At 73.0% G+C, this 9149-nt stretch carries 6 protein-coding genes; 3 read left to right on the top strand and 3 right to left on the bottom strand.

Translation table 11 applies throughout. The features are described 5' to 3' along the window. Together ACSNOK_RS26435 and ACSNOK_RS26440 are read right to left on the bottom strand one after the other, a co-directional pair. On the bottom strand, positions 1–1043 hold a 1043-nt coding region (locus tag ACSNOK_RS26435; protein WP_436783281.1), incomplete at its 3' end, for a sigma-70 family RNA polymerase sigma factor. A 1073-nt stretch (positions 1044–2116) separates the two neighbouring features. Then, positions 2117–2881, bottom strand: coding sequence for a TetR/AcrR family transcriptional regulator (locus tag ACSNOK_RS26440; protein ID WP_436783282.1), 765 nt, complete (start codon positions 2879–2881; stop codon positions 2117–2119). A gap of 362 nt (positions 2882–3243) precedes the next feature. Between ACSNOK_RS26440 and ACSNOK_RS26445 the strand changes: the two genes are divergently transcribed. Next, positions 3244–4635, top strand: a complete 1392-nt coding sequence (locus ACSNOK_RS26445; RefSeq protein WP_436783283.1) for an NAD(P)/FAD-dependent oxidoreductase — start codon at positions 3244–3246, stop codon at positions 4633–4635. 275 nt (positions 4636–4910) lie between these two features. After that, a complete protein-coding gene (locus tag ACSNOK_RS26450; RefSeq protein ID WP_436783284.1) occupies positions 4911–6665 on the top strand; it encodes an ATP-binding SpoIIE family protein phosphatase in 1755 nt (584 codons plus the stop codon). A 259-nt stretch (positions 6666–6924) separates the two neighbouring features. Here ACSNOK_RS26450 and ACSNOK_RS26455 read toward each other — a convergent pair whose 3' ends face one another. Beyond that, entirely contained in the window at positions 6925–8238 is a 1314-nt protein-coding gene (locus tag ACSNOK_RS26455) for an MFS transporter (RefSeq protein ID WP_436783286.1), read from the bottom strand. A 186-nt stretch (positions 8239–8424) separates the two neighbouring features. Here ACSNOK_RS26455 and ACSNOK_RS26460 point away from each other — a divergent pair, with 186 nt between their 5' ends. Beyond that, positions 8425–8973 carry a MarR family winged helix-turn-helix transcriptional regulator gene (locus tag ACSNOK_RS26460; protein WP_436783285.1) on the top strand — a complete coding sequence of 183 codons (549 nt, stop codon included), beginning with the start codon at positions 8425–8427 and terminating at the stop codon, positions 8971–8973. Positions 8974–9149: the final 176 nt, after the last annotated feature.

A 9149-nucleotide genomic window follows, 5' to 3' on the forward strand; every position in this document is an offset into this window, starting at 1 on the left:
CCCTCACCCGCTGCGGCACCTCCACCGGAACCGGCAGCCCCACTGGAACCGGCCGCCCCCGAGGCGCCGGCAGCCCCCGAGCCCCCGGCCGCTCCGGACACGGCTCCACTCCCCGCAGCACCACCCCCCGCCGCTCCACCACCGGCCACCGACCCGCCGGTCACCGCCGCCCCGGTGCCCGCGGCGGCTCCCGCGCCGGCCGCCAGACCGGCGACCGCCTTGACCGAGGCGCCGGCGGTGAACCACCCGACGACCGCCACCGGCAGCACCGCCCGCAGCCGCGCGTTGACGTCCGCCAGTTCCAGCGCCGCGGTACGGCACCGGGCGCACTCCGCCAGGTGCTTGCGCAGCCCGCGCTCGGCCCGCGTCCGCAGCCCGCCGCGCGCGTAGGCCCCGAGCCGGTCGGCGTACTGCGCGCAACTCCCCGCGGACGTCAACGACGCGCTCACATGCGCCTGCAGATACGCCTGACGCAGCCCCTCCCGCGCCCGGTGCGCCAGAACGGCGGCGGCGTTCGGGCTCAGCCCCAGCAGCGGGGCGACCTGACTGGGCGACTCCTCTTCGACGGTGGTGTGCCAGAGCACCATCTGCCACCGCTCGGGCAGGCTGCGGAACGCCTGGACGGCGAGGGACGTCTCGGCCTGCCGCATCGCGCGTACGTCCGCGCCCGGGTCGACCGGCGCGTCCTCCGGCGCCACCGAGGCCCCCGCCGCGGACACGGCGAAGACCGCGAAATCCTCGACCAGTTGCTCCCGGCGCGCGGTCCGCGCCCAGGCGGCGGCCACCCGTCGCACGGTGGTGAGCAGGTAGGCGCGTACGGCCGTGTCGGGCCCCGCGCCCCGGCGCACCGCCTGCAACGTGGCGGCGAAGACCTCGTTGGTGAGGTCCTCGGCGGTGTGGACGTCGCGACAGCAACTCCGGGCGTAGCCGCGGACCGCGGCGGCGTGCCGCCGGTACAGCAGGGCGTACGCCTCCCCACCGGCGTCCTCCCCGTCACGCAGCCGGGCCACCAGCTCCGTGTCCGACAGCGACGCGCCGTCCACGGCACCGTCAGCATGCCCGCCGCCGTCGCCTACGGCCGGAAGTTCCAGGGTGCTCTCGACGTCGTCACCCTCCGCGGAACCGGAAGCCTTAGCGGGCGCTGCCCCTCCCTCGGTTCCCTCGGGCACGCGGGACGCGGGCACATCGGAACCCTCAGGTTCACCAACGACACCGGCCGCACCGGCCGCATCGACGGAATCGGCAGGACCACCTGGACCGGCGGAATCGACGGGATCGACCGGACCCACAGGACCCGCCGGATCCACCGGATCGACCGGATCGACCGGCCCTGCGGGGCCGGGCAACGCCGCTGGAGTCGACGGCCAGGAGAGAGGTTTGCCGGCCGTGGGATGCGCGATAGCCGCGTCGAACGCACCACCCCACGCACCACCGCGCTGCTGGGGAACGCTCGCCCGAGAGCCCCCGCGCCGCCCGCGGCCACGGCCGTGCGGACCACCCTGCTCCGGCACCCCGGACGGCGTCCGGTGCGACGCCGCCGCGCCCGCCTCCTCGTTCCCGTACGGCTCTTCCCGCCCGTCACGACCCATAGCGGAAGCTCCCGTGCACGCCGGACACCGAACAAAACAGGGGTCAGCGTGGCACAGACGCATACGGCGTCGGCAGACGCGCGAACGGCAACCACTCGTCCGAGGAGCGTTCGCACACCGGAGCGTCAGAAAATCTCCGCTCCGGCCCGGCTTCCGCCACCCTCGGAGTCACTCGAACGGGAACAACCTTCCGAAGCCCCGCCCTCCTTTCGGGTGCACTCGGACGCGCCCCGGCATAGGACACCACGACCGTCTCGAAGCCGAACGGAGCCGACACGAGCACGCACGACTCGCCGTGCACCACCCCCACCGACCCCGCCGCATCACCCACAGGCGGGCGTCAACCGCGTCCCCGGACAAGCACCGGCCGGGCCCTCACTCTCAGACGAGCACCAAGCCGCACCCTCAGACGAGCACCAGCCTCGCCCTCAGACGAGCACCAGCACTCGCCGCGAGAGAAGCACCGACCCTCACCCCGAGAGCAGCACCGAGCCCCCGCCCTCAGAGCAGCGCCGAACTCCCGCCCCTCAGGCCGCCGGCCGCGAGCGCAGCCCCTCCAGCAGGATGTCCAGCAGCCGCGAGGACGCCGCCGCCTGCTGCGCCGCGTCCGGCAGCGAAGGAGCCGCCGTGGCGATGACCAGCAGCACGTCCGCCACGGTCACGTCCGCCCGCAGCTCGCCCGCCGCCCGGGCCCGGTCCACCAGGCGCCCGACGACCTCCAGCAGCGCCGCCGCGCCCGAGCCGTCCCGCTGGCCCTCGGACACTCCTGCCGGCCGCTGCTCGACGAGGCGCAGCTCGTGGAGCTGTCCCCCGGCCGCCCCCGGCTGCCGCTGCTGCGGCACCCGGGCCTGCGAAGGCGCCACCGGCGCCACCTGCTCCGGAGCGGACTCGCCCTCGACGCCGACCCGCAGCACCTGCGGCGGCAGCAGCCGCCCGGCGCCCGAGGCGACCGAGGTGCGCAGGAACCGGGAGAGCGCCGACCACGGCTCCTCCTCCTGGCCCAGCGCCGTCCGCGCCTGCTCGGTCAGCCGTGCCGTCTCTTCCTCGGCTATCCGCCTGACCAGCACGTCCTTGCTCGGGAACCGCCGGTAGACCGTTCCCACCCCGACCCGGGCCCGGCGCGCCACGTCCTCCATCGGCGCTCCGTACCCCAGCTCGCCGAAGACCTCGCGAGCCGCCCGCAGCACATGTTCCAGATTGCGCTGAGCGTCCACGCGCAGCGGCGTACTACGGCCGCCGTTCCCGTCGGAGGGCGCGACAGCGGTAGACCAATGAGAGCCCTGAATGTGCATACGTTCCCCCGGTTATGACGTCTCCCCCCGGAGACTCCCCGCCCTGACTGCCGGAGCAGGCCTCTGCCTGAACCCCGACGAAGTACGAACATAGTTGAGCCCAGGTCAAGAAAGAAGAGGGTAGTTCCGCACAGCCTGCCCCCAATAGGCGTACGCGCCGGTCCACGGTTGATTCCGCACCACCTCACCACCCCGGCGGATCCGCGCTGACCTGCATACCTTGCCCCGGGCGGGGCAATCGGAAGATCCGCCTTCCGGCTACGCCTCCGGTCATACGTTTCGCCCGGCCCTGTGGACAAACCCCCGGACCCGGTGCGTCATGGAAGAGAGCCGTGTGACCGCGAGGACGCGAAGGGACAGCCTTGGCCAAAGAACCGGCGGTGAAGGAAGCGACGACGAGGGAAGCGCCGACGAAGGAAGCCGCGCGCATTCTGGTCGTCGGGGGCGGCTACGTCGGCATGTACGCCGCACTGCACCTCCAGCGCAAGCTGCGGAAGGGCGAGGCCGAGATCCTGGTCGTCAGCCCCGACCCCTACATGACCTACCAGCCCTTCCTCCCCGAGGCCGCGGCCGGCTCCATCTCGCCCCGGCACGTCGTCGTCCCGCTCCGCAGCGTCCTCAAGGGCTGCCGGCTCCTCGTCGGCGAGGTGACCGCCCTCGACCACGCGACCCGGAGCGCCACCGTCCGGACGGCCGCCACCGAGGAGGCCGGCGCGGGCGCCCTCACCCTCCACTACGACGAGCTGATCATCGTCCCGGGGTCGATCTCCCGCACCCTCCCGATCCCCGGGCTCGCCGAGCACGGCATCGGTTTCAAGACCGTCGAGGAGGCCATCGGCCTGCGGAACCACGTTCTGGAGCAGCTGGACATCGCCTCCTCCACCCGCGACCCGGAGGTCCGCGACGCCGCCCTCACCTTCGTCTTCGTCGGCGGCGGATACGCCGGCGTGGAAGCCCTGGCCGAGCTGGAGGACATGGCCCGCTACGCCGCCCGTTACTACCACAACATCGCCCAGGACGACCTGCGCTTCCTCCTCGTCGAGGCCACCGGCCGGATCCTCCCCGAGGTCGGCGAGGAGATGGGCCGTTACGCCGTCCGCGAGCTGCGTGGCCGCAACATCGACGTCCGGCTCGACACCCGCCTCGACTCCTGCGAGAACCGCGTCGTCGTGCTCAGCGACGGCTCCCGCCACCCCGCCCGGACGCTCGTGTGGACCGCGGGCGTCAAACCGCACCCGCTCCTCGCCGCCACCGGCCTGCCGCTGAACGAGCGCGGCCGGCTGAAGTGCCGCCCCGACCTGCGCGTCGAAGGGGTCGACCACGCCTGGGCCGCCGGCGACGCCGCGGCGGTACCGGACCTCACGGCGCGCGAACCGGGCGTCGAATGCGCCCCCAACGCGCAACACGCCGTCCGCCAGGCGAAGGTCCTCGCCGGCAACGTCCTCTGCTCCCTCCGCGGCCACTCCCTCACCGACTACCGGCACAAGTACGTCGGCTCCGTCGCGTCACTCGGGTTGCACAAGGGCGTCGCCCACATCTACGGGCAGAAGTTCAAGGGCTACCCCGCCTGGTTCCTGCACCGCGCCTACCACCTCAGCCGCATCCCCACCTTCAACCGCAAGGCCCGCGTCCTCGCCGAGTGGACCCTCGCCGGGCTCTTCAAGCGGGAGATCGTCTCGCTCGGCTCGCTGGAGAACCCCCGGGCCGAATTCGAACTCGCCGCGGGCACCGGCCGCCATCCGGAGGCCGGGTGACGCACGCGCCACGCCGGTGCCGGAGCGGGGAACTCCCGCCGACGGCTCCGACGTCTCACGGATGTCAGTCCGGTCGGCCACACTGGACGTGTGACCATGGGTGGGTTCGCACTTCCGAAGAGTAACGATCGCGAGGATTCGAAGGATTCAGACGTTTGTCGCATTCCCTCGGGGGCCGGCCCCCGCACCGACCACCGCGCCCCCGCGCAGGGCGCGCGGCTCGGCCACCACGCGTCGCCGAGCTGATCCGGACCGACTCCGCGAGGTAATCCTCAGTGAACTTCACCCGCTGGAGCGCCCGGCTCCCCGGCACACAGCGCCGGGCCGCGACGCGCGCCGACCGCAACACCCCGGCCGCGCCCGCCGCGGCGACGCCCGCCACGGGATCCGTCCCGGCCGCCCGCGCCGGCTCCGGCGCGCCCCCCGCGCCCGACGGCCCCGTCGCCACCCTCGACGGGCTGTCCGTCCACGACGTCCTCGGCCAGATCCCGGCCCTCGTCGCCGTCGTCTACGGGCCCGACCACCGCATCGCGTACGTGAACGACGCCTACGCCGCCCTCTTCGGCCCCCGCACCCCCGGCCATCCCGCCCGCGAGGCCCTCACCGAGCTGGAAGAGCTCGGCCTCCTCGCCCTCATGGACCAGGTACTGCGCAGCGGCAAACCCCGGACGGTCAAATCCCGCCGCGTCACCACCGCCGCCCACGCCCCCGCCGACCCGGACGGCACCACCACCCGCCCCCGGCACGGCTACTACACCTTCACCTGCACCCCGCTCCGCGTCGGCGTCCCCGGCGACGGCGGACCCCAGCCGGCCGGCACCACCCAGCCGGGCGTCCTGATCTTCGCCGCCGACGTCACCGACCAGGTAGAGGCCGCCGAGCGGCTGCGCACCAGCGAACGCCGACAGCGCGAGGCCGCCGTCACCCTCCAGCGCAGCCTGCTCCCCCAGGAGCTCGAACAGCCCGACGACCTCCGCGTCGCCGCCACCTACCAGCCCGGCGGCCAGGACACCGCCGTCGGCGGCGACTGGTACGACGTCATCACCCTCGGCGCCGGCCGCACCGCCCTGGTCATCGGCGACGTCATGGGCCGCGGGGTGCGCGCCGCGGCCGTCATGGGCCAGCTCCGCACCGCCGTCCGGGCCTACGCCCGGCTCGACCTGCCGCCCCACGAGGTCCTGCAACTCCTCGACGGCCTGGCCTCCGAAATCGACGCCACTCAGATCGCCACCTGCGTCTACGCCGTCCACGACCCCAACGAGGGCCGCCTGGTCTACGCGTCCGCCGGACACCTGCCCATCCTCGTCCGCGACCCCGAGGGCACCGTCCACCGCGCCGCCGAACCCACCGGCCCGCCCCTCGGCACCGGCGGCTGGGTGCACACCTCGGGCAGCGTCCCCCTCGGCCCCGGCTGCAGCGCCGTCCTCTATACCGACGGCCTGGTCGAACGCCGCGACGAGGACATCGACGACGGCGTCGCCGCCCTCGAACGCGCCTTCGCCGGCGCCACCGGCACCCCCCAGGTCATGTGCGACCGCCTCATCCGCTCCCTCGGCATCACGGACGAACACGACGACGACGTCGCCGTCCTCGTCCTCCAGCACCCCGCCCGCACCGGCCACGACGCCGAGCTCTTCCACAACGCGGCGCTCGAACTGCTCGGCGGCGTCGAGGCCGCCCCCCGCGCCCGCGCCTTCGCCTCCGGCGTCCTCGCCAGCTGGCGCTTCCCACCGGACCTGCGCGACCTGGGCGTCCTCGCCGCGAGCGAACTCGTCGCCAACTCCCTCCAGCACGGCACGCCCCCGATGAAGCTGAGGCTGCGCCGCACCGACCGCCGTCTGATCATCGAGGTCACCGACGGGGACGACCACCTTCCGCGCCGCCGCCGCGCGGAACCCGCCGACGAGGCCGGCCGCGGCATCTCGATCATCGCCACCATCGCCTCGTCCTGGGGCTCCCGCCGCACCCCCGGCGGCGGCAAGGCCGTCTGGTGCGAATTCGCGCTGCCCACGAAGCACGCGCACGTCTGACGCGGCCGGGCTCCCCGCCTGGGGACCCCGGCCGGCACCGGCTCCGAACCGGGCGCACTCCTGGGGAACCGGCCGTCCCCCCGACAGCCGGGGAGAACACACCGAGGCCGGCCCGCGTGACGACGCACGACGAGCCGGCCTCGAACGGATACGGCGGCGGATAGGGGAAGCGGCCGGACCGGACCGACCGGCACATGCCGCCGCACCCTGCCCTTTCCACACCCTGCCCGCCGCACCCGACGGCCAACAGGGGCGACGCTCAGGCCCCGACCGAGGCCCGCTCGTCCTGCGGGGCGACGCTCACGACCGCCGCGCGCTGCTCCTGCGCCCGCTCGTGTGCCCGGAGCGGGCTCTCCTGCGCGGCAGTGAGGCGCCGCCCCAGCCGCAGGGCGAGAGCGGAGATGCCCAGCGAGCAGGCGATCAGCAGCACGATGTACGGCGCGTAGAGCCCCGAACCGGCCATCAGTCCGCCGGCGGCCGGCCCGGCGGCCAGCGCCAGCTGCTTCACCAGGGCGAAGGCGGAGTTGTACTGGCCCACGAGCCCCGGCGCGGCCAGGTCCGCGACGAGCGGGGCCATCGTCGGCGCCAGCATCGACTCACCGATGCCGAAGAGGGCGTACGTCGAGATCAGCAGCGTGGTCGCGACCGCGTGCGCCCCCGGCACAAGACCGGAGACCCCGGCCGCCACCCAGGCCACCGCCCATATGAGGCCGACCAGGGCGATGACCCGGCTCCGCCGGCGCCGCTCGACCAGCCGCAGCACCACGAACTGCGTCAGCACGATCGCCATCGTGTTCGCCGCCAGGGCCATGCCGAGCGTCGCCGGCGAGATCCGCGTGACCTCAACGGCGAACGCGGACAGACCCGACTCGAACTGTCCGTAGCAGGCGAAGAACATCACGAAGCCCAGCACGCACAGCTGCACCATCGCCCGGTCGGCGAGCAGCACCCGCCAGCCGTTCCGCGGGGCACCGTCCGTCGGCATCGCGTCCTCCACCCGCGGCGCCTTCGGCAGCCGCACGGTGGCGATGGTGGCGCCCAGCACCAGGAACATCACGGCCTCGATGGCGAACAGCCGGACGAAGCTCGACGGGTCGGAGGTGTCCACGAGCTGGCCGCCCAGCAGACCACCGACGCCGAGGCCGAGGTTGTTGAGGAAGAACTGCGTGGCGAACGCCCGCGAACGGGTGGTCGTCGTCGAGCACCAGACGATCATCGTGGCCAGCGACGGCTGGACGATCGCGATACCGGCACCGAGCGCGGCGGCGGCCGCGACCACGAGGACCTCACTGTCGGCCAGTCCGAGACCCATGGAGCCGGCGGCGGCCGACACCGTACCCGCGACGGCGACGGGCAGGGGGCCCCGTCGGTCGATCACCCGCCCGACGAAGGGCAGCACGAACAACGCGGCCACGGCGAACGTCGCGAGCACGACACCCGCCGTACTCGCACCGAGGTTCCGCACCTGCGACACATAGATGAACAGGAACGGGACCGTGAAGCCGTTGCCGAACGCACTCAGCGCGTTGCCCAGCTGGATCCGGCGCAGTGCCGCGCCCATCGCGGTGGTCACACTCACCTTCCTTTTCCTTGATCACGTGAAACGGGCCCGAACTGTGCCCCTTGGGCCGGGGACCGGGCGGTCCTGATGGCCCAAGGGGCAACAGTCCAGGCCTGAAGACTTCAGACGTAAACTTCGAAGCTAAAGAGTACACATCAAAGGGCTTTAGCGGCAAGGGGCCGTGTCATACTGCGGCCCATGGCCGACACCCCCGGCTCCGCCGAGCCGAGCCTCGAAGAGCAGATCGCCGCCTACCAGCGCGAGTTCCAGGACCTTGATCCCCAGGTGGAGAAGGTCGTCTCGGCCCTCAGCCGGCTCAACCGACGCATGAACGTCGCCTATGGCAGGCAAACCGCCGAGCTGGGGATCAGCAACGCGGAGTGGGAGGTCCTCAAGGCACTCGTCCTCGCCGGCCACCCCTACCGTCTGGGCCCGGGCGACCTGGCGAAGCGGCTGGGCCTGACCCCGGCCGCCATGACCCACCGCATCGACCGCATGGTCGCGGAGGGCCTTGTCACCCGCGAGCGTGACGGCAACAACCGCGTCCGCGTCATCGTCGGCATTACAGAGGACGGCCGGGAGAAGTGGCTGGCCGCGATGCGGCTCGCCTCCGTCTTCGAGGAGGAACTCCTCCAAGACCTCTCCGGCGAGGACCGCGGCAAGCTCGGCGAGCTCCTGATCCGGCTGCTCCGCCGCGTGGAAACGGCCCAGCCGGACGCCGGCGGACGCCTCAGGGACCTCGACTGACCCGGCTGTCACGCAGGGCTGGGGCGGGGGTTGACACGGGTACGCGGGATCCGTAATGTACTCCGAGCTGCCGCGAAGCCGTATGGCTCCGGGCGGCATTTCACGCCACTCGGCGGGATCCACTACTGCACGGCCCCTGAACGGGATTGATTTCGGCATGCCGGAATTCGGTTCGG

The organism is Streptomyces sp. URMC 126 (assembly GCF_051386555.1).
In the GTDB taxonomy this organism is placed as follows: domain Bacteria; phylum Actinomycetota; class Actinomycetes; order Streptomycetales; family Streptomycetaceae; genus Streptomyces.